At 65.2% G+C, this 1,416-nt stretch carries 2 protein-coding genes; one reads left to right on the top strand and one right to left on the bottom strand.

The genetic code is table 11. From position 1 onward, the window contains the following. Positions 1 to 554 (top strand): transposase family protein (locus ACIP60_RS38275; protein ID WP_400694277.1); only part of this gene is annotated, 554 nt, incomplete at its 5' end. A gap of 66 nt (positions 555 to 620) precedes the next feature. Here the strand turns inward: ACIP60_RS38275 and ACIP60_RS38270 are convergent. After that, positions 621 to 1,160, bottom strand: a complete 540-nt coding sequence (locus tag ACIP60_RS38270) for an SMI1/KNR4 family protein (protein ID WP_400694280.1) — start codon at positions 1,158 to 1,160, stop codon at positions 621 to 623. Between the last annotated feature and the right edge of the window lie 256 nt (positions 1,161 to 1,416).

The following is a 1,416-nucleotide window of genomic DNA, read 5'->3' as shown; positions in this document are numbered from 1 at the left end:
CCCACGCCTACGTCACGGCCGTCGTCGATCACCTGTCCCGACGGGCACCCGGTCTGCTGCGGGTTCTGCGCGAGACGGATCCTGATCACGTCCTGCTCGACGGGACGCTCGCCGAGTGCGACCGGGTCGGCGACAGCCGGAGCGACTTCTCGCAGAAGCACCGTCGCCACGGCGTGAACGTGCAGGTCGTGGCCGATCCCACTGGCAAGCTGCTGTGGATCTCACCCGCGCTGCCCGGCCGCACCCACGACCTGACCGCGGCCCGAACCCACCGAATCATCCGGATCTGCGAACGCCAGGGCGTCCCCATCCTCGCCGACCGCGCCTACATCGGAGCCGGCCCCTGGGTGACCACACCGATCAGACGGCTCCCGAACAGGGACCTCACCACGACCCAGCGAACGATCAACCGGGCCCTGTCGGCAGCACGGGCACCGGTCGAACGAAGCATCGCAAGGCTGAAGTCCTGGCAGGTCCTCCGCCGGGCCCGCTGCAGCCCCAACCGCATGACCGTCATCGCCGCAGCCATCCTCACCCTGGAACGTCAACGATGATGATTCTCATTGCCGTTCCAGGATGAGGACGGATTGGCAATGCCCGTCATCCGGTCGGGAACCGCCTTACGACCAGACAAGCCGACCTTCGGTGAACCGACAGACCGGGTAACTTCCACCGGCGATCCTCGTCAGCGTCTCCGCCACGGAGTCGAAATACTGGGCCATCGATTCGTACTCGCCCGTAGCCGTGACCCCACCCACGAACCAGCGGCCGACGCGGCCGTCCCGCACATCGATGAACTTTCCCATCCAGCCGTCCTGGTCCGACAGGAACGGGATCCACTCGTTACGCCAGAACGGGTAGTCGGGCTGGTCCGGAGGGTCGAATCCACCGGGCATGGAGCGGTTCGCGTAGAGCCTCTCCATCGCCCGGATGCCCAGAAAGAAGCTCCCCTCGTCGGGGAACCCGGCGAAGCCGCAGCATGCCACGTCATAGTCGACATCTCCCTCTGGCAGATCCAGATTGTTCTGCAACAGCCACGTCCGCAGATCCCCATGCAGAGAGATCCCCATCCGTTCCTCGGCTGCCGCGAGCATCTGCTCCGTAGCGGGCCCTGGCAGATCTGCGTGATCGGCCGGCGCGTGCTCCCGAAGAAGACTCATCACACGCGACCAACTCTCAGTCACACTCATCGCCCTCTGCCCTCTGTCCTCTACGGGTATGTCTCCGTCCGACTACGCCACTGCGAAGGTTGGGAAGTATCGGCCGGAGAACCTTGCAGGGATGGTACTTCGAGCGTGCGTTCCATCCCTTCCCACGATCAACAACCCACTGTGCCCGGCGGGGACAGCCGAGGAGCTTCCAGGACTCAAGCGAGGGCCGGGCGTCACCCTGGGGTGGCGAAGCTGAAAACGCTCA

It is taken from the genome of Kitasatospora sp. NPDC088783, assembly GCF_044750705.1.
In the GTDB taxonomy this organism is placed as follows: Bacteria; Actinomycetota; Actinomycetes; order Streptomycetales; family Streptomycetaceae; genus Kitasatospora; species Kitasatospora fiedleri.
The sequence above is the reverse complement of the archived record's forward strand: the minus strand, read 5'-3'. Positions and strand labels throughout refer to the sequence as shown.

What these genes read in the sequence shown, in the direction of transcription:
- ACIP60_RS38270 (WP_400694280.1), bottom strand. Translation starts at nt 1,160, where the DNA reads ATGAGTCTTCTTCGGGAGCACGCGCCGGCCGATCACGCAGATCTGCCA.